This is a genomic window from Flavobacterium sp. UBA6135, from assembly GCF_002428305.1.
GTDB lineage: Bacteria > Bacteroidota > Bacteroidia > Flavobacteriales > Flavobacteriaceae > Flavobacterium.
Genome location: NZ_DIVJ01000008.1, coordinates 1 through 19,634, shown reverse-complemented (window position 1 = coordinate 19,634; position 19,634 = coordinate 1). Strand labels below are relative to the sequence as shown.

The 19,634-nt window shown below is 34.6% G+C and carries 19 protein-coding genes; 10 read left to right on the top strand and 9 right to left on the bottom strand.

Features of this window, described 5'->3' with window-relative positions; genetic code table 11:
• The first annotated feature begins 13 nt into the window (after positions 1-13).
• Genes B3L86_RS02215 through B3L86_RS02200 form a run of 4 tightly spaced genes read left to right on the top strand, consistent with a single transcriptional unit; the run spans position 14 to position 3,447 of the window.
• On the top strand, positions 14-178 hold the full coding sequence (locus B3L86_RS02215) for a hypothetical protein (RefSeq protein WP_291114605.1): 165 nt from the start codon (positions 14-16) through the stop codon (positions 176-178).
• Positions 175-633 carry a nucleotidyltransferase gene (locus tag B3L86_RS02210; protein WP_291114603.1) on the top strand — a complete coding sequence of 153 codons (459 nt, stop codon included), beginning with the start codon at positions 175-177 and terminating at the stop codon, positions 631-633. The genes B3L86_RS02215 and B3L86_RS02210 overlap by 4 nt, the downstream gene beginning before the upstream one ends.
• Positions 634-665: 32 nt before the next feature.
• Positions 666-1,964 carry a glycosyltransferase family 4 protein gene (locus B3L86_RS02205; protein ID WP_291114638.1) on the top strand — a complete coding sequence of 433 codons (1,299 nt, stop codon included), beginning with the start codon at positions 666-668 and terminating at the stop codon, positions 1,962-1,964.
• Positions 1,965-1,980: 16 nt separating this feature from the next.
• A complete protein-coding gene (locus B3L86_RS02200; RefSeq protein ID WP_291114601.1) occupies positions 1,981-3,447 on the top strand; it encodes a lipopolysaccharide biosynthesis protein in 1,467 nt (488 codons plus the stop codon).
• A gap of 128 nt (positions 3,448-3,575) precedes the next feature.
• On the opposite strand, the gene B3L86_RS02195 is transcribed toward B3L86_RS02200, so the two are convergent.
• Complete coding sequence (locus B3L86_RS02195) at positions 3,576-4,202, bottom strand: hypothetical protein (RefSeq protein ID WP_291114599.1); 627 nt, start codon at positions 4,200-4,202, stop codon at positions 3,576-3,578.
• Between the two features lie 248 nt (positions 4,203-4,450).
• The gene (uvrA, locus tag B3L86_RS02190) at positions 4,451-7,240 is read right to left on the bottom strand and encodes an excinuclease ABC subunit UvrA (RefSeq protein WP_291114597.1); all 2,790 of its coding nucleotides are present in this window, start codon (positions 7,238-7,240) and stop codon (positions 4,451-4,453) included.
• Between the two features lie 282 nt (positions 7,241-7,522).
• Between uvrA and B3L86_RS02185 the strand changes: the two genes are divergently transcribed.
• Positions 7,523-8,107: an RNA polymerase sigma factor gene (locus tag B3L86_RS02185; protein ID WP_291114595.1), complete on the top strand. Its 585-nt coding sequence runs from the start codon at positions 7,523-7,525 to the stop codon at positions 8,105-8,107.
• Positions 8,108-8,160: 53 nt separating this feature from the next.
• Positions 8,161-8,304 carry a hypothetical protein gene (locus B3L86_RS02180; protein WP_188362145.1) on the top strand — a complete coding sequence of 48 codons (144 nt, stop codon included), beginning with the start codon at positions 8,161-8,163 and terminating at the stop codon, positions 8,302-8,304.
• A gap of 18 nt (positions 8,305-8,322) precedes the next feature.
• On the opposite strand, the gene B3L86_RS02175 is transcribed toward B3L86_RS02180, so the two are convergent.
• Positions 8,323-8,982, bottom strand: a complete 660-nt coding sequence (locus tag B3L86_RS02175; RefSeq protein WP_291114591.1) for an endonuclease III domain-containing protein — start codon at positions 8,980-8,982, stop codon at positions 8,323-8,325.
• Positions 8,983-9,041: 59 nt separating this feature from the next.
• On the opposite strand from B3L86_RS02175, the gene bcp reads away from it, so the two are divergent.
• On the top strand, positions 9,042-9,494 hold the full coding sequence (gene bcp, locus B3L86_RS02170) for a thioredoxin-dependent thiol peroxidase (protein WP_291114589.1): 453 nt from the start codon (positions 9,042-9,044) through the stop codon (positions 9,492-9,494).
• Positions 9,495-9,534: 40 nt separating this feature from the next.
• Here bcp and B3L86_RS02165 read toward each other — a convergent pair whose 3' ends face one another.
• Positions 9,535-10,995: a TonB-dependent receptor gene (locus B3L86_RS02165; protein WP_291114636.1), complete on the bottom strand. Its 1,461-nt coding sequence runs from the start codon at positions 10,993-10,995 to the stop codon at positions 9,535-9,537.
• A 96-nt stretch (positions 10,996-11,091) separates the two neighbouring features.
• Here B3L86_RS02165 and B3L86_RS02160 point away from each other — a divergent pair, with 96 nt between their 5' ends.
• From B3L86_RS02160 to B3L86_RS02150, 3 genes are read left to right on the top strand one after another with little or no spacing between them, the layout of a single operon-like run.
• Positions 11,092-11,856: an MBL fold metallo-hydrolase gene (locus B3L86_RS02160; protein WP_291114587.1), complete on the top strand. Its 765-nt coding sequence runs from the start codon at positions 11,092-11,094 to the stop codon at positions 11,854-11,856.
• 14 nt (positions 11,857-11,870) lie between these two features.
• Positions 11,871-12,356, top strand: coding sequence for a hypothetical protein (locus B3L86_RS02155; protein ID WP_291114585.1), 486 nt, complete (start codon positions 11,871-11,873; stop codon positions 12,354-12,356).
• Positions 12,357-12,389: 33 nt separating this feature from the next.
• A complete protein-coding gene (locus B3L86_RS02150; RefSeq protein ID WP_291114583.1) occupies positions 12,390-12,878 on the top strand; it encodes a hypothetical protein in 489 nt (162 codons plus the stop codon).
• Here the strand turns inward: B3L86_RS02150 and B3L86_RS02145 are convergent.
• The 5 genes from B3L86_RS02145 to B3L86_RS02125 form a co-directional block, all read right to left on the bottom strand.
• Positions 12,875-13,516, bottom strand: coding sequence for an alpha/beta hydrolase (locus tag B3L86_RS02145; RefSeq protein ID WP_291114581.1), 642 nt, complete (start codon positions 13,514-13,516; stop codon positions 12,875-12,877). The genes B3L86_RS02150 and B3L86_RS02145 overlap by 4 nt on opposite strands.
• 2 nt (positions 13,517-13,518) lie before the next feature.
• Positions 13,519-13,836, bottom strand: a complete 318-nt coding sequence (locus tag B3L86_RS02140) for a DUF4870 domain-containing protein (RefSeq protein WP_291114579.1) — start codon at positions 13,834-13,836, stop codon at positions 13,519-13,521.
• A 5-nt stretch (positions 13,837-13,841) separates the two neighbouring features.
• The gene (locus tag B3L86_RS02135) at positions 13,842-15,095 is read right to left on the bottom strand and encodes a dihydroorotase (RefSeq protein ID WP_291114577.1); all 1,254 of its coding nucleotides are present in this window, start codon (positions 15,093-15,095) and stop codon (positions 13,842-13,844) included.
• Positions 15,092-17,023: a BatA domain-containing protein gene (locus B3L86_RS02130; RefSeq protein WP_291114575.1), complete on the bottom strand. Its 1,932-nt coding sequence runs from the start codon at positions 17,021-17,023 to the stop codon at positions 15,092-15,094. Before B3L86_RS02130 ends, B3L86_RS02135 begins: the two co-directional genes overlap by 4 nt.
• Positions 17,024-17,374: 351 nt before the next feature.
• Positions 17,375-18,715: a DEAD/DEAH box helicase gene (locus tag B3L86_RS02125; protein WP_188362333.1), complete on the bottom strand. Its 1,341-nt coding sequence runs from the start codon at positions 18,713-18,715 to the stop codon at positions 17,375-17,377.
• Between the last annotated feature and the right edge of the window lie 919 nt (positions 18,716-19,634).

Here is a 19,634-nt window from a genome sequence, read left to right as displayed (position 1 = left end):
AATAAAGCTGAAGATGAGTAAAGTAATTTTACATCACGGAAATCCAAAAGAATTGGAAGCAAAACGAATAGCTGAAATAAAATCACTTTCTTATGCAGAACGATTAGAACGCTTAATGGCGATAATTGAGGTTTCGTATGCGTTAAAAAATGCACCTAAAATTTATCGTAAAAAATGATCGAACAAATATTTATTATTTGGAAGTGTTTTAAAGAAAATGATGTTCGATACATTACTATTGGCGGTTTTGCTGTAAATATTTATGGATACAATCGAAATACCGGAGATTTGGATATCCTTATTGACGATACTATTGAAAACAGAAAAAAACTAAGAAAAGCATTTAATGAAATTGGTATTGGAGATTTTGAATCCATTGAAACAATGCAGTTTATCCCGGGTTGGACAGATTTTACATTAGATTTTGGTTTGCGATTAGATGTAATGACGTCAATAAAAGGTTTGGAAGACAAATCTTTTCAAGAACTTTATGACGATGCAACAATTGTTTTGCTCGGTGGTGTTGAAGTAAAATTTATTGATTATGATAATCTTATCATAGCTAAAAAAGCATCAAATAGACCTAAAGACCAATTGGATATTGATGAACTAAATAAATTTAATGGCGAATAGAATTTATTTAAATCGATAAAATTAAAATCCAAATCTTGCAATCAACAAAAAAAATCCTCATCATTACCTATTACTGGCCTCCTGCCGGTGGTCCGGGTGTGCAGCGTTGGCTAAAGTTTGTAAAATACTTACCGGATTTTGGATACGAACCGCATGTTTACATTCCTGAAAATCCAACTTATCCGATTGTAGATGAAAAGTTGATCAGCGAAGTTTCTGAAAAGGCAATTATGATCAAGCAAAAAATCAAAGAACCCTATCGATGGGCTTCTTTTTTGTCGAAAAAAAATACCAAAAAAATTAGTTCCGGTATCATTCCTAGTAAAAAAAAACAATCATTGATTGAAAAAGTAATGCTATGGATTCGCGGAAATTTTTTTATACCTGATGCTCGCGTTTTGTGGGTGAAACCTTCTGTTGTTTTTTTGAAGGAATATTTAGAAAAACATCAAATTGAAACAATAATTACAACCGGTCCTCCACATAGTTTGCACTTGATTGGTTTACAATTGAAAAAACAAATAAACGTTGAATGGATAGCTGATTTTCGTGATCCTTGGACAACTATTGGTTATCACAAAGAATTGTTGCTTAATAAAAATTCAGAAAAAAAACATAAAGATTTAGAGAAAAAGGTTCTTCATTCAGCCGATAAAATTATAGTAACGAGTCCTACTACGAAAATTGAATTTTCTAAGTTAACTTCAAAACCAATTGAAGTCATTACAAACGGTTATGATGTGGAAAAAGTCAGCAAAAGTGACTTGGACGAAAAGTTTTCCATCGCTCATATCGGTTCGTTTTTATCCGATAGGAATCCGAGAATTTTATGGAAAGCTTTGAAGGAATTAGTCAAAGAAAATAACGAATTTGCTACTGATTTACAATTGAAACTCATTGGAAAAGTAAGTCAAGATGTTTTGGAAACGATAAACGAATTCAAGCTTACAAAATTTGTTTCTAATTTAGGGTATCTTTCACACGATGAAGCGGTTGTGCACCAACGAACCTCACAAGTGCTATTGTTAATTGAAATTGATTCCGAAGCAACCCGTTGCATCATTCCCGGAAAGTTGTTTGAATACATGGTTTCCGATCGTCCGATTGTTGCCATTGGTCCAAAAGCTTCCGATTTTGAAACTATTCTAAAAGAAACAAATACAGGAAGTTTTTTCACTTATGATGAAAAAGAAAATTTAAAAGAAACTATTTTTGCTCATTATCAATTGTTTAAGCAAAACAATTTGAAAGTTTATCCCGTAGGATTACAATATTACAGCAGAAAAAGTTTAACCGAAAAGTTGGTCAAAAATTGTCTGGCTAATCATTAATCACTATTCACTAGCAATGGGCATCGTAGTTAATCAATCCATCAAAAACACCCTCATTACCTTTATTGGTTTTGTTATTGGTGCGGTGAATGCCTTGTTTATGTATACTCATTTTTTAGGTGAAGAGTATTATGGTTTGACCGCTTTTTTACTTTCTTCGGCTAATATTATGATGCCTCTCATGGCTTTTGGTATTCAAAATACGTTAGTGAAATTTTATGCAACACACCAATCTGAAGAAGATAAATCACGGTTTTTGAATTTGGTAATGGTGTTGCCTTTGCTTATTATCATTCCTTTTTTCTTTATTTTATTTTTGTTTTATGGCGAAGCAGCCCGTTTGATTTCAAAAACAAATCCTATCATTTTTGAGTATGTTTGGATGATTCCAGTTATCGGTTTGTTTATGGGTTATTTTGAGATTTTTTATGCTTGGGTAAAAGTACATTTGAAATCGGTTTTTGGAAATTTTGTCAAAGAAGTATTACTTCGTATTTTTATTAGCATCTTTTTATTTGCGGTTTATTTTGGTTGGATAAGTACAATTCAATTTGTTTACAGTTTGGTTTTCATATATTTTACAATGATGGTGTTGATGGCACTCGTGGCATTTAAAGTCAGAAAACCCCAATTCCATTTGAAGTTTCCAAAGGAAAAAAGAGATGTCATTGTGTACTCTTCTTTTATCATTTTTTCCTCCAGTATTGCGGTACTTTTGTTGGATATTGATAAATTCATGATTGGACAATACATTCCAATTAGTGAAGCGGCTTATTATTCGGTAGCTATATTTATTGCGTTAACCATTTCGGTTCCGATGCGTGCAATGCATCAAATTACGCACCCAATTACTACGGATTTGATGGCAAAAAATAACTACGAAGCTTTAAATGAACTTTATAAAAAAACGTCAATAACATTGCAAGTGGTTGGTGGATTTATCATGCTTGGTATTTTAACCAACATTCATGAAGTGTATGCCTTGTTACCCGTGAAATACAGTGGGGGTGTGGCAGTAGTTTTTCTGATTTCTTTTTCAAAGTTTTTTGATTTGATGTTGGGCAATAACAATTCTATTATTTTTAATTCAAAATATTACCGCACGGTTTTGATATTAGGACTTTGTTTGGTTGGATTAACCGTAAGTCTAAATATGTATTTTATTCCAAATTTTGGGATTGAAGGAGCGGCCATTGCAACGTTAATTTCCATCGGTTTATACAGTTTGGCCAAGTTTTTATTTGTGGTATTTAAGATGCATTTGTTTCCTTTTACCGCAAAAACGTTAGCCTCGCTTGGCATTATTGTCTTAACTTTTGTGGTGTTTTATTTTTGGAGTTTTCCCTTTCACCCAATTCTGAATATTGTGTTGAAGTCGGTTTTACTTTCTGTATTTTATTTAGTTTTCAACTATAAAATGAAAATTTCGGAGGATATTAATGGAGTAATGGAAAAAATAGTATTGAAATTTAATTTCAAATAAAACTAATAATTCTTCACTTGTATTGAATAAGTGACATTTAAAAAAGAGAAAGCCCTGCTACTTGGGGATTTCGCAGGACTTTCTTCAACCAAACTTAACCAACTTTTAACTAACTAACTCAATTTATTTTATTTCTTTTTGTTGTCTAGTAACGCTTTAGTACCATCTGTTCTGTAATAATAGTAACTATTGTCGTTATAAGTATATCCGGTTTGTGTTCCGTATGCAGGACCGTAATAGGTTGTACTTGCATAAGCCGTATTTCCTCTTGTATAATTTACATGTCCCACCATTCTGGTAACCATTCCTCTATTATTATATGCAATTTGCATGCCACCAATTTGTGTTAATCCAAAATTATTATATCGCATATATACGGTTCCGATTCTATTCACACGGTTGAATCTATCATAATTGATGAAGGTATTTCCAACACGTCTTACTCTACCAAAACTATCGTGTTCAATTCTAACGCCATAGTTAATTGCAATTGGAGCATTTCCTCGGGCTGTTGCACCTCTTCGGTAAAAAAAGCCTCCTTGACTGTCATCCGGACGTGTGTTGAAATCAAAATCACCATTCAAGAAAACAAAGAATTCAATTCCACGTTCAACAAATGCGATTGGTTCAGCATCCATATAATGAACAGCTCCACCACGAGTTCTGTCAAATTCAGAAAAAGTAACTTTTTCTGCTGCTACAGCCAAACTTACAACCAGCAAGTTCATGGCTACTAAGAAGGTAATTTTTTTCATGACACATTCGATTTATTCATTTTGCTTACTCTTGAGTTTTTCAGCTTTCACTAAGATTTGAATGGAATTCAATTTCTTGATTAGCTATTTTCAATTGCTGTGCCAAAACAAAATAAATTGTTGTGAATGACTTGTTAATAATTTTTAACTAGATGAAAAACAGGTATTTAATTGTTGTTTAAAGTGTTTAAAATAACAACCACAAAAGAGGTTTTTGTGGTTAAATGCAATAAAAGTTTATTTGTAGCTTACAATTTTTCCTTTAAATAGAATCCTGTAATAGATTTTGAGTTTTTAACTATTGCTTCCGGAGTTCCAAAAGCAATCAATTGTCCACCGTTTTCACCACCTTCAGGACCGATATCGATAATGTAATCCGCACATTTAATCAAGTCTAAATTGTGTTCAATTACAATAATAGAATGTCCCTTGTCCAACAATGCCTCAAAAGAAGCCATTAGTTTTTTGATATCGTGAAAATGCAAGCCGGTGGTAGGCTCGTCAAAAATAAATAAAGCTTTATCTTTTGTGGTTCCTTTTACTAAGAAGGTAGCCAACTTAATCCGTTGTGCTTCACCACCTGAAAGAGTTGATGAGGATTGACCCAATTGTACATAACCCAATCCAACATCTTGAAGTGGTTGTAGTTTTTGAGTAATTTTTGATTGTTGGTGTTGTTTAAAAAAAGCCAAGGCATCATCAATGGTCATTTTTAAAATGTCATCAATGTTTTTACCCTCAAAGGCTACTTCTAAAATTTCTTTTTTGAATCGTTTTCCGTTGCAGGTTTCACATTCCAAATGGACATCTGCCATAAATTGCATTTCAATGGTAACTTCGCCATCACCTTTGCAGGTTTCGCAACGACCACCGTCTACATTAAAAGAGAAATGTTTGGGTTGATAACCTCTAATTTTTGATAACTTTTGTTTGGTAAACAAATCTCGAATATCGTCGTAAGCCTTGATATATGTAACGGGGTTTGAACGTGAGCTTCTGCCAATTGGGTTTTGGTCCACATATTCAATGTGTTTGATATGATTGAAATTTCCACGAAGTTCAGTGAATTGTCCGGCTTTATCTGAAACACCTTCCAATTTCTTTTGTAAGGCAGGGAACAATATCTTTTTGACCAAGGTACTTTTTCCGCTTCCCGAAACCCCTGTGATTACGGTCAAGCAATCTAACGGGAACGTTACATCAATGTTCTTTAAATTGTTTTCGCGAGCACCGATGATTTCAATTTGGTTTTTGAAAACTCTTCTTTTTTTAGGAACAGTAATGGATAATTCGCCACTCAAATATTTTCCGGTTAACGAGTCTGCTTTTAAAATTTCTTCAAACGTACCTTCGGCTACCAAATTACCACCTAAACTTCCGGCTTCCGGACCAATATCAAATATTCTGTCTGCAGCTTTCATGATGTCTTCATCGTGCTCCACTACAATAACGGTGTTGCCAAGGTTTCGCAAGTTCTTCAATACAGAAATTAACCTTTCGGTATCTTTTGGATGTAATCCAATACTGGGTTCGTCTAGAATATACATAGAACCTACCAAACTACTTCCTAAAGACGTGGCAAGATTAATACGTTGTGATTCTCCACCGGAGAGTGAATTTGAATTTCGGTTTAAGGTTAAGTAATTTAACCCCACATCGGATAAAAACTGTAAACGGTTGTTGATTTCAATCAATAAGCGTTTTGCTATAGCTTTATCATTTTCAGATAATTCCAATGCTTTGAAAAACGTAATAAGGTTTTTAATTGGCAAATCCACCAAGTCTGAAATGGTTTTACCCCCAATTTTTATATAATTGGTTTCCACTCGCAACCGTTTTCCTTTGCAAGTCGGACATTTTGTTTTTCCCCTGTAACGGGAAAGCATTACGCGGTTTTGAATTTTATAATTCTTTTCTTCTAATTCTCTAAAAAACTCATGCAATCCTGTGAAATGAGTATTTCCATTCCAAATGAGTTGTTTTTGTTCTTCCGAAAGTTCAAAATAGGGTTTGTGAATTGGGAAGTCAAATTTATATGCCGCATTGACCAACATGTCTCTGTACCAACCCATGCTTTCACCTCTCCATGGATATATGGCGTTTTCAAAAACTGAAAGTGCTGTATTAGGAATTACTAATTCGTCATCAATCCCAATGATGTTTCCATAACCTTCACAATTCGGACAAGCTCCATACGGATTGTTAAAACTGAATAAATGACTGTTGGGTTCTAAAAAAGAGATGCCGTCAATTTCAAAATTTGTACTGAATTCCAATCGGTTTTCTGTAGCATTTTGTTGTAGATAACAGTTTCCTTTTCCTTCATAAAATGCGGTTTGAACTGCGTCTGCCAAACGATTATAAAATGATTCATCATCTTTAATGACCAATCGGTCAATGATTAAAAAAATATCTTTATTATCTAAGGAATGTATTTCAATTTCATCCAATCGAACAACATCTTTATCCACTAAAACACGAGCAAAACCTTGTTGTAATAACACTTTTAATTTGTCTTCCAGTTGTCTTCCGGATTCCAAGTGAATGGGAGCCATTAACAGCCATTTGCTTTCCGGTTCAAATGTTTTAACGGTATTAATTACATCAGTTACGGTGTCTTTTTTTACCTCTTTTCCTGAAATTGGCGAATACGTTTTTCCTATTCGGGCAAAAAGAAGTTTTAAATAGTCATAAATTTCTGTGGATGTACCAACGGTTGAACGGGCATTGGTTGTATTTACTTTTTGTTCGATGGCAACTGCCGGAGCAATACCTTTAATGTATTCAACTTTCGGTTTGTCTAAACGACCTAAGAATTGCCTAGCATACGAAGATAAACTTTCAACATAACGTCTTTGACCTTCAGCATAGAGTGTATCAAATGCAAGACTTGATTTTCCGGAACCCGATAAACCAGTAATTACCACAAACTGATTTCTGGGAATTGCAATATCTAAATTTTTTAGATTATGCAATCCTGCACCTTTAATTAGGATGTATTTTTTTGGTTCGAGTTTAAGGAATTCTTTTGTAGTCATAGCAATTAGGCAAGGAAATGCAAAGATATAAATTGTGAAGCAATATTTTGAACAAGCTTACACTTGTTTTTTAAGCTCAAATAGTAGGTTAAATTTATTTTTTATTACGGTTTTCCGCAAATATTGTGTAGTAATATGTTAAAAATTGAAATTTTGTTTGACATTTCCATATTTTTTATGTTACATTTGAAGTGTCATAAAAATATTAAACAACAACTGCCTATAGCAAAGAACTACTTTTTAGAAAATATTGTCCCTAACAAAATTAAAAAGAGTAGAATTATGGCTATTATTACCACACCAGACGCAGTATTAGTTAAGAGCTATGTTTCAGGAGATGAAAATGCACTTTCCTTACTAATAGAAAGACATCAATCAAAAATTTATGGTTTTATCTATTCTAAGATATCAGACAGAGATGTCTCTGACGATATTTTTCAGGATACTTTTATTAAAGTTATTAAAACTTTAAAATCAAATTCTTATAATGAAGAAGGTAAGTTTCTACCTTGGGTGATGCGGATTGCTCACAATTTAGTGGTAGATCATTACAGAAGAAATAAAAAAATGCCGATGTTTAGAGAAACGGAAGATTTTTCTATTTTTTCTATTATGACAGATAATTCACAAACTATAGAAAATCAATTAATCACGAATCAAGTAGAAAGTGATTTAAAGCGTTTAATTGAGGAACTACCCGATGATCAAAAGCAAGTTTTGGTTATGAGAATGTATCAAGATTTAAGTTTCAAAGAAATTGCCGATTTAACCGGTGTAAGTATAAATACAGCTTTAGGCAGAATGCGTTATGCTTTAATGAATTTGAGAAAGGTAATTGAAAAAAATAATATTATTTTAACTAATTAGAATACTAAAGATAAAAGTTCTCCGTTATAAAATTAATTAACTGTTATAATTATATGGGGAAACTTTACACTAAGAAACAATTAGCGGCTCCAAAGATGTTACCTAAAAAAGAAACTATAAGTTTTTTACTCAACTATTCAAAAGCGTTGCGTATGATTAAAGTAGGAAACATGACTTTCGAAACTATCGCTAATTAAGGAAACATCCCGATAAACTTATCGGGATGTTTTTTTTTCAAATTCTTTCAAAATTGCTTTTCTACCAATTGTTTTTGTGATAATGTCTTTTTCGATATCCCATCCTCGTGCCGGTGAATATTCTCTTCCATACCAAATAATTTGGAGGTGTAAATTATTCCATAATTCTCTTGGAAAAATAGCTTTGGCATCTTTTTCAGTCTGTACTACATTTTTTCCGTCTGATAAATTCCAGCGGTACATCAATCGGTGAATGTGGGTGTCAACCGGAAACGCAGGGACACCAAAAGCTTGGCTCATCACTACGCTAGCCGTTTTATGACCTACAGCAGGTAACGATTCCAAAGCTTCAAAACTTTGGGGGACTTTACCTTCATAGTTATCTATTAAAATGTGTGATAACCCATAAATACCTTTTGATTTCATAGGAGATAATCCGCATGGTTTTATTATTTCTTTGATTTCTTCAACAGACATTTTTATCATATCATAGGGATTGTCTGCTTTTTCAAATAGAATAGGCGTGATTTGATTTACTCTCACATCCGTGCATTGAGCTGAAAGTAAAACAGCAATTAATAAGGTATACGGATCTTTGTGGTCTAATGGAATGGGAATTTCAGGATATAAGTCATTTAACGTATTTATAACAAATGTTGCACGCTCTTTCTTGGTCATTTTTGTATTTTTATAAAAGTAAAAATACAATAATTCACCAAATTAAAATCAAAATAGTTATGACCCATTTGAATGTAGGAGATAAAGCACCATCCTTTATCGGCAAGGACCAAGAAGATAAAACCCATCAACTGTCTGATTATGCCGGAAAAAAGTTGGTTGTCTTTTTTTATCCAAAAGCTAATACGCCGGGATGTACGGCAGAAGCCTGTGATTTACGAGATAATTATGAACGTTTCGAAGCGAACAACTATGCTTTGTTGGGCGTTAGTGCCGATAATGCAAAAGCTCAATCAAATTTTAAAAATAAATTCGAATTCCCGTTTCCTTTGTTAGCTGATGAAGATAAATCTGTAATTCAAGCATTTGGTGTTTGGGGACCTAAAAAATTCATGGGAAAAGAATATGACGGGATTCACCGAACTACTTTTGTTATTGATGAAAATGGTTTCATTACGAATATTATTTCGGATGTGAAAACGAAAGCACATGCTAATCAGATTTTAGGTTAATAAAAAACCGAGTAGTGATTTTGCTACTCGGTTTGTTTTATTAATTTTTCTCTTGTAATTCTTTTTTTTCTGAAAAGCCGAAGAGCTTATCTCTTTTAATCAATTCGGCAATACCTTTTGGCAGCATAGCTTCCCAACCCGGAATGTCTTTGGATATCATTTTTAATACTTGACGGGAATAGATTTCTAGGTTATCGGTATTGAAGTTTTCGATGTCAAGTACTTTTCCATTGAATTTAAAGAACTTGTATAATTCTTTCATTCGAGGATGTACTTTTAAGTTTTCAGAATTGATAACCGTTTTGTTTTCATCTTTCATCGGATATAAAAATACTTTCAAATCACGATAGAATAATTTACCAAAAGCTTCTAAAATTCCTCCACTCAAATGACGGTAATATTTTTCGTCAAAAATATCAATAAGATTGTTCACTCCCATAGCTAATCCCATTCGAGCTTTTGTGTAATTGGAGAAATATTCAACTACTCTATAGTATTCTTGGAAGTTAGAAATCATTACATATTGTCCTAATGAACAAAGTAATTCGGCTCTGTCCATAAAGTCGCGTTCGTCGATTTCGCCTTCAGAACGAAGGTTGGAAAGCGTTATTTCAAAGATTACTAAGGTGTTGTCTGGGTCTACTTTAGACTCTTCCAAAAACATCTCAAGTGACTTTTCATACATGTCCATGTTTACTTTTGTGACAGGTCTGAAACTGCCACGCAAAGTCAAAATGTTTTTTTTGTAAAGAATAGCAGCTGGTAATATATTATTTCCATCAGGACCAAACATTACCGCATCTGTCATGCCGTTTTTAACCAATTGTAAACTCATCAATCGATTGTCAACATTAGCAAAACGAGGACCTGAGAAGTTGATGGTATCAATTTCAATTTGATCTTTGTCCAAATGATCATACAAATATCGTAGTAATTTTTTTGGATCATTATACTTGTAAAAAGCACCATAAATTAAGTTTACTCCTAAAATACCTAAAGTTTCTTGTTGTAATCGGGCATCATTTTCTTTGAAACGAATGTGAAGACAGATTTCATTATAATCTTCATCAGGTTCAATTTGGTATTTAACACCCACCCATCCGTGACCTTTGAATTGCTTCGCAAAATCAATAGTTGCTACAGTGTTTGCATAACTAAAAAACATTTTGTTAGGATGTTTTACACGATCCAAACGTTCTTCAATTAATCGAACCTCATGCGATAGCATTTTTTTAAGGCGACTTTCAGTTACATAACGGCCGTCATCTTCTGTGCCGTAAATGGCATCACTAAAATCTTTATCATAAGCTGACATTGCTTTTGCTATTGTTCCCGAAGATCCTCCGGCTCTAAAAAAATGACGAACAGTTTCCTGTCCGGCACCAATTTCAGCAAAAGTGCCGTATATGTTTTCGTTTAAATTGATTCGCAACGCTTTATCCTTCAATGAAGGAATTTGTTCGATGGCTTTATCTCCTTTTAATTTAATTTCCGTAGCTATTCTCTCCATGATTTCATTTATAATGCTATGCAAAGTTAACAATTATCATGCCTTATTAAAAGTTAAATTGTACTATTTTTGTGTAAAATTTTTCAAGTGAAGGTTTATTTTTTAGGCACAGGAACTTCGCAAGGTATTCCCGTAATTGGGAGTAATCATTCGGTGTGTAAAAGTCTTGACTTTAAAGACAAACGTTTGCGTGTTTCTGTATGGTTGCAATGGGATGATTTTTCCTTTGTAATTGATTGTGGACCGGATTTTAGGCAACAAATGTTAACTTCCGGATGCACAAAACTGGATGGTGTTTTGTTTACGCATGAACATTCAGATCATACTGCGGGACTTGATGATATTCGTCCTTTTTTTTTCAAACAAGGTGATATTCCCATTTATGCTCATCAAAGAGTGGTTGCTAATTTAAAAAAGCGATTTGATTATATTTTTGAAATAGAAAATAAATACCCCGGTGCTCCCTCTGTCACAGTTAATTTTGTTGAAAACAACAATCCTTTTTTATTGGGAAATGCAACCGTTATTCCGATAAATGTGATGCACGGTGTTCTTCAGGTTTTTGGTTATCGGTTTGATGATTTTGCTTATTTGACTGATGTAAAGACCATCGAAAACGAAGAAATTAAAAAATTAAAAAATTTGAAGGTTTTGGTAATTAATACCTTACGGGAAGAACCCCATGAAACGCATTTTAATCTTAAGGAAGCCTTGGATTTTATTGCGTTAGTTCAACCTGAAAAAGCTTATTTGACGCACATCAGTCATTTGTTAGGTTTTCATGAAGAAGTGCAAAAAACATTGCCAAATAATGTATTTTTGGCCTATGATAATTTAGAAATTACAATTTAAAACGAATTTATACTATGAAAAAATCACTTTCTCTTTATGTCTTAATCGTTGCCATTTTATCAACTGTTTTTACTTATATGTATTTTAACAAGCAGGTAAAATTTGAAAAAGAACGGTTTGAAACCTATAAAAATAAAAGTAAAGATTCGTTAGACGCTATGAAATTGCGACTTTTTGAATCAAATTATTTTTCATTGGAAGCCAACGAAAGTGCCCAGAATTATTTAGAAAATTATGATGTTAATAAATTGATTCCTATCATTAAAGAAAGTCTGTTAAACTATAATGATGCTCCGGAGGGTAATCAATTTACCGGACAAGATAAAATTGGAGAACAGAAATTTATCATTAATAAAATTAAAGTATTAAATCACCGCTGGATTATTGCAGAATATAGTGACGGAACGTATTGGGGAGAAGTATTGCTTCAGTATTTTATTGAAGAAGATGATTCGATAACCTTTAAAATTTTACAATCTTTTATTTATCCTACTACTTAATTTTGTACTTTTATCATAGTTGATTATACTCTTATGAAAAAGTTTTTTCTGTTTGTTCTCGTTTTACAAGGTTTGTTTTCCTGCAAGGATACAGATGTTGCTGTTATTCAAGACAATTCGGATTCAAAAGAAGTTGAAAATATCATCGTTGGAGCCAATAAAGACAGTGAAGGTTGTTTGACCACTGCGGGCTATACTTGGTCAAAGTTGAAAAAAGATTGCGTTCGCTTGTTTGACAGTGGGGTTCGACTTTATCCCAAAACAGATCCCAACACACAAGATGCTTTATTGATCACTTATTTAATTTTGAGTGATGATGGTATGGAGGCAGAAGTTTTCATACCCAATCAGGACCAATCTTTGGTTTTGATTCGAGCAAAAGAAGCTACACCTTGGGTTTTTAACGAATGGGAACTCACCGCTTTTGAAGGTTTTACACTTCGAAAAAACAGTGAAGTTTTATTTAGTGGTGATGGTGAAATCGGTCCAAAATTTACCGGTAGCGATAAAAACGGGGATTAATGATCCAACAACCATTTTCTGAAATCATAAAAATTTTGTGGTGAAACCCCATGACCAATTGGGTATTCTTTAAAAGTAACTTCAATGCCTAATGGCTTTAATGCTTCAGGAGTTTTTCTGGCCCATTCCACCGGAATAACTTGGTCTACAGTGCCATGTGAAGCAAAAACTTTCAATCCGGAAAAGTTGTTTTTTTCAAATCCCGGAACCGCCATATCCAAATTCAAATAACCACTTAGTGCCATCACCCGTTTTATCTTTTGAGGATAAGAGAGTGCTAGGGCATAACTCAAAATGGCTCCTTGACTAAATCCGATTAAAGAGATGTCTTTTTCATCAATGGGAAATTGGGATGTGATTTCATCGATAAATTCCAAAATTAAATCTCTGGATTCACCGGCTTGCTTTAGGTCTGAAAATTTATTGGCATCAGCGTCAAAGTTGATGGCATACCAAGCATAACTACCATATTGCATATCATGTGGAGCTTGTGCGGCTATGACATAATACTTTTCGGGTAATTCTGAGGCAAATGAGAACAAGTCTTCTTTGTTGCTGCCATAACCGTGTAATAGCAGTAATAAAGGATTTTTTTCAAGAATTACTTTCGGAGGTCTTACCAAATATTCTAAAACCATACTTATAAGGATTTAAATAATTGTTGATAAAAACCGCCTACTAAAGGAACCACTTTTTGCTCACCATTTAAAGCACCCAAAAAGCCATAAATCCAAAGGATAAAAAAGAAAATATAAAAGGCAGAAGACACCATCCAACTGTCAAAATAACCTATCGGATAGCCTAAAGCAAAAAACGTCAGAAAAATGCCCAACGCTTGTCTGATGTGAAAACTGGCAAAAGAATTCTTATTTTCACTATTCATAAATATCGCAATTACACTACCAATCAAAGTTAAATAGGCAATGATTGCTGTTTGTTTTTCTTTTTCGGCTGACATGATTTTTAATTTAAATTTAAAATTCCTTTGTTGTAAATTCCATATACTTTTCCGTTCATTTTTTGTCCTAAAAATGCAGAATTTTTAGATTTTGAGGCTATGGCATCTTTAGAGAATATCCATTCTTCATTAGGATTGAATAAGGTAATGTTGGCTTTTGATCCTTCGTTGATGGTTTCACTTTCCAAACCAAAGATAGTTTTTCCTTGAGTTAATTTTGTGATAATAACGTCAAGAGGCAACACGTTTTGAAGAGCTCCAAAAGCACTTTCTAATCCGATGGTGCCGTTTTTAGCTAGATCAAATTCCATTTTTTTATGTTCAATATCTATAGGATTATGATCGGAAGTAATGCAGTCAATTGTTCCGTCAAGCACACCTTCAATCAGGGCTTTTCTATTAAAATTGTCTCGCAATGGTGGTGTGATTTTATATCGTGTGTCAAATTCTTCCAACTTTTCATCGGTTAACACCAAATGATGAACTGCAACACTACAGGTTACGTTCATGCCTTTTAGTTTGGCATCTTTAATTAATTCTACTGATTTTGCGGTGGAAATAGTAGGGATGTGTAATTTTCCTCCGGTGTATTCCAAGAGGTATAAATTCCGAGCAATAATGAGTTCTTCCGCAAGGGTTGGAATGCCTTTTAAACCCAATCTAGTGGAAACAATTCCTTCGTGTGCCACACCATTTCCTTTTATCTTTTCGTCTTGACAAAAGGTGATGAGTAAGCCGTCAAAATCTTTGGCATATTGCAACCCAATTTTTAATAGATTGGCATTGGAAATGGATTTGTTATAATCGCCAAAGGCAATGGCTCCGGCATTTTTCATGTCAAACATCTCAGCAAGATCTGTGCCTTCAGCATTTTTGGTAAAGGCTCCAATCGGAAAAAGTTCGGTGGCACTTTTTTTGGCTTTTTCTTTTACAAATTTAATTTGCGATTGATTGTCTAAAACCGGAAAGGTGTTGGGTTGTAAAGCCAGTCCGGTGAAACCGCTTTTGGCCGCTACTTGCAATCCGTTGGCAATGGTTTCGCGGTCTTCATACCCGGGTTCGCCAAGGGATACGGAAGTGTCAAACCAACCTTGTGAGACATGAAGATTATGAAGTTTTATTTCTTTAAAATTTTCCTTTGGAGAAAGGTTTTCACCTATTTTTTTAATAATTCCGTTTTCAATTTCAAGGTCAACCACTTGGTTGTGAAATGAACTTTTTGGGTTAATGATTTTTGCTTCTCGAATGATTAGATTCATTTGACAAATTTTTGAATTAAAATTTCTATAACTAAAAATAGTAACGTTAGCATCACAAACCATTTCCAGATTTGTTGGTCAGTTCTATCCGTTTGAAGCGTGTTGAAAACAGCTTCAATTGATGGGTTTACGTTTTGATCTTTTAACAAGGTTGCCGCATTGTTTTCAAACAGGTTGCTTTCTTGTCTGTCAAAATTAAGACTTATATTTTTAATGGGTTGTTCCTTTTTTAAAATGCTGTAATTTCCGGCTTCTAAGGGTAGGTTTGCCAGTGAAATTTTAACCTTGTTGTTTACAATTTGTTGGATGGGAATATAGTTTTGCGTGCCGTTTGAAATAGAAATGATTTCGTCTTTTTCTAAATTGGCATCCAATAAAAAAACGTTAGAATCTCCAATTTTTAAAGCAACAACACCACTTAACAAACTATTTTGTGCCATGTTGTAAAACGTTGGAACAATTAAAGGGCTGTTTTGAAAATTAGAATTCTCCTTGTTGATAGCTCCCGAAAAAACATATACTTTTCCGAAACCGTTTTGAAATGAAGTTAAAAAAGCTTGTTGGTCCTGATAACTTAATATGGGTGCATATTGTGAAAGTATCGGGAAGTTTGATTTGGTAGTTGGGTATTGGAAGTTATCTATCTTTTTTTCAAAAACAGTACTATATAACGGATGTGAAAACGCAATTTTAGTGATTAATTTTTCACCCGTTTCCATGTTTGAAAAGGAAACAGCTCCTAAGCTTCTTAAAAATTGTGTAAGTTCTGTTGCATTTATTTTAGTGGAGGGTATCACAATTAAATTGCCGCCTTTTCCAACAAATGCTTTTAGTGTGCTTTGTAAAGCGTTTGGAATTTCATCCAATTCGTTGAGAATAATTGTTTCTTGGTTTTCAATTTGATTGTAATCTAAAGCATTGAGTTCATAATTGGAATAATTGAACTCATTAGCGGTATATATTCTACTCAAAAAAGCATTCTTTGTAGATGATCCGAGACTTAGAACCTGAAACTTTTCCGGTTTTGAAATACTGAAATAGTAAGTGTTGTCAAACAGTAATCCGTTGTCTTCAATGGTCACATAACCGTGGAAGTCTTCTTTTGGAATGGTGAACAACATGGTTTTATCCTTTTCTTCAAACGTAGCTAAGGTTTTCGCGATGAGTGTATTTTTATTGTGTAAAGCTACCGGTATTTCAGTTTTAGACGTGCCATAAGCGGTAAGTTTTACGCCTATTTCATAAAAATTATCTAAAGTTTGGTTGATGAATACACTGTCAACACTTATGTTGTTTTTTTGTTCGGCTTTTGGCAAGATATAGAAGGCATTGATTGTGCTGTCACTTTTTCTCAGGTCGTTGGCTTGCATTCCGATGCCGTCTGTGATGATGACCACATCGCTTCCCAGTACTGATTTTTTAGCTTTTACTTTTGAGAGCAATTGTTCCAACGGAAAGGCTTCACTGCTGTAATTCAGATTTTGAAGTTCTTTCTGAATGGATTTAACATCGGTTTCTGTAAAGGCGTCGTCGTTGGTATATAAAGTAAAGCGTTGGTTTTCGGGAATGTTTTCCAGCAATTCCTGAACGGAACGTTTGAGCAGCTCGCCTTTTTGACCTTTGGCTTGCATGCTGAAGGAGTTGTCAAGAAGTATGAACAGTTCATTTCCTGTGGCTGCACTGTCTTTTGCTTTAAAGAATGGCTGTGCAAATGCGAGTATGATGAATAGGAGTAAAAGCAATCGCGTTAGCAATAACAACCACTTTTTGAGTTGTGAGCTTTTGCGGGTTTGTATGGAAAGTTCTTTTAGGAAACGAACGTTGGTAAAGTATTCTTTTTTGAATCGACGTAATTGGAATAAGTGAACTAAAATCGGGATTACCAGCAGAAAAAGGAAGTAAAGGATTTCAGGATTCTTGAACTGCATTTGATGAAAGTTTGTCAAAAATACAATTTAATTTTTAAATGGTTAAAGTTTTTTTGGATGAGGTTCAAAGGTACTAAGGTTCTGAGTTGCTAAGGTCTTTTTATGAGGCTTCTCTTTTTTTAAACATTAAGTAGTTAAGACGTTTCGCTTTATTTCATTAAGGGGGGGTAACCGCAAAGTTCACAAAGGGTTACTCAAAGGACGCAAAGTTTATTGAGATGTTTTTTTTTGACCTTAAGATTAAGACGCTTCGCTTTATTAAGGGATTAAGGTTTAAAAGCATTAATTATCAAGGATACACAACGATACCATGTAAATCCCATCTCCCGTCTCCCATCTCCCATCTTCAAACTATTTCTTTCTCTTCTTCGCTTTTGCTCGTTCTGCTCCGCGGTTGCGGGGTTCGGTTTTTTTAGGTGTGCGTTTTCCGGGGCCGCCGAGGTTAACTTTTTTGTTTTTGTCTTTCTTTTCATGGAAGGCTTCGCCGCCTTCTTTTTTTGGACGTTTTAGAAGGACTTTCATCTTTCTTTTGTCTTTTTCAAATTCGAGGAGTTTTTCGGAGATTTCGATATCGGGTAGGGGAAGGAATTCTATTTCCTTTTCCATAAGGATTTCGGCTTCTATTTGTATTTCTTCTTCTCTTGGTGTGATGAGACTGATGGCGATACCGTTTTTGTCGGCTCTTCCGGTTCTACCGATGCGGTGGATGTATTGTTCCGGAATTTCGGGGAACTCCATGTTGATGACGTGGGTGATGTCGGAAATGTCAAGTCCACGAGCCATTACGTCGGTGGTGACAATGCCTTTGATTTCGCCCCGTTGAAAAGTTGCCATCGTGTTTAAACGGTAGTTTTGTGACTTGTTGGAATGGATGATGCCGAATTGGTCTGCAAAATCTTCTTCTAATGCGGTGGCGACTAAGTCGGCGGTTTTTTTATTGTTGACAAATATCAGGATGCGTTCCATACTTTCGTCGGAGTGAAGGAGCTCTTTGAGGAGGGTAATCTTGGTTAGGAAGTTGGGCACTTTGTATCCCAATTGTTCGATCTTCTCTAAGGGTGTTCCTGATGGGGCTAAAGAGACTTCTTCGGGTAATTCGAAATATTCTTCTATCATTTCATCTACTTCGTCGGTCATGGTGGCGGAGAAGAGGATGTTTTGACGTTTGGTTTTTAACATGGTTAGAATGGATGTGACTTGAAAGCGAAATCCTAGGTTTAGGATTTCATCAAATTCATCGATTACCAGTTTTTGTAGGGTATCAAAACGGATAACGTTGTCAAGGGCTAAGTCCATGACGCGGCCGGGGGTTCCTACAAGGATGTCGATGCCTTGGTAAACGGCTGTTTTTTGGGTGTTGATGTTTACCCCTCCGTAAACGCCGAGGGTTCTAACCGACATGTGTTGGGTTAGCTTTTCAACTTCGCCGGCTATTTGAACTACCAGTTCTCTTGTGGGCACGAGTATCAGTACTCTTGGGGTATCTGACTTCATGAACTTCCATTGTTTGAGGATGGGGAGTAGGTAGGCAAAGGTTTTTCCGGTTCCGGTTTGAGCGATACCGATGACGTCTCTGCCGGATAGTATGACCGGCATGGATTTGATTTGTATGGGAGTTGGGGTTGTTAGTCCTAACTCATCTATTGCTTTTTGCAGGGATTTTGGTAAATCAAATTCGTGAAACGAAACCATGTGTTTTTATTTTTTGCAAAGGTAGGGAATTTATTGGGAATGGTGAGTTGCGGGTTGCGAGTTGCGGGTTACGGGTTCGGGTTGCGGGTTGCGGGTTTCCGGTTTTGGGTTTGGGATTGGATGTGTTTTGTGATTATTTTAAAGAATTGTTATAAAATTTTTTAGGGTTTGGACGCACTTCGACAGGCTCAGTATGACAACGGGAGGGGTTTGTTACACTTCTATTTAATTTGTTATAAATTTTTTCAGGCTCAGGTGTGTTTATGGCAGGCTCACACGTGTTTATGTTAGGCTCAGGCGTATTTATGTTAGGCTCACACCTATTTACGTTAGGCTCAAGCTTAATTATGACAATGACGCTCTTATTTATGGTAGGCTCACAGTTATTTACGTTAGGCTCACGCGTATTTATGACAATGACGCACTTATTTATGGTAGGCTCACACGTGTTTATGACAATGACTCATGTATTTATGACAATGACTCATGTATTTATGGCAATGACTCATGTATTTATGATAATGATTGGCGTATAAATGGAAGTGTTTACTTTATTTATTTTAGGGTTTGGTGTTTTTAGGTTAGTAACCAGGATTTTTTTAGATTATTTAGTTTTTTAATTTTTTTGGTTTTATTAGTTCTTTTATTTTTTTGTTTTTTGATTTTTATAATTTATTGATTTATAGTAAGCTATCAAAGTAAAGTCTTTGTGTTATCTTGTTTAGAACATTTTGTTAGTTTGATGATTTGGATGAACAAAAACGTAAGAAAAGACACGAATGTTTTTTGAAAAGTATGAAAAAGTTGTATATATTTGATGATATTTACTAGTTAGTGGTAAGGCTATGACGACACAACCCGACAGACAAATCGGGTACTTTTTGACATTTTGTATTTTAGTAATTGCTTAAATAAACAA